Consider the following 262-nt stretch of genomic DNA (forward strand, 5'->3'; position numbering starts at 1 on the left):
GACCTGGTACACCACCAAGCCGTGCTTTCCGACAACCAAGTCGCATATCAGCCACCTGGTTGGGGATTCATCCTGGGAGGGACATGCAGCGAACATCTTCGAGAAGCGCGACGACGTCATCGCTTATGCCAAGAACGATCATCTCGGCTTCCAGATCTACTACATGTGGGCGGGTTCGCGGCGACGCTATGTTCCGGACTTCCTTGTGCGCCTCACAGGTGGGACGATGCTGGCGCTGGAAGTCAAGGGCACTGACAGCCCT

At 58.0% G+C, this 262-nt stretch carries 1 protein-coding gene; it reads left to right on the forward strand.

Annotated features, from left to right (window positions below):
- Positions 1–262, forward strand: a 262-nt coding sequence (locus AF337_RS12785) for a hypothetical protein (RefSeq protein WP_152971040.1), incomplete at both ends; no start/stop codon positions are given.

The organism is Rhizobium ecuadorense, from assembly GCF_001187535.1.
Lineage (GTDB): Bacteria > Pseudomonadota > Alphaproteobacteria > Rhizobiales > Rhizobiaceae > Rhizobium > Rhizobium ecuadorense.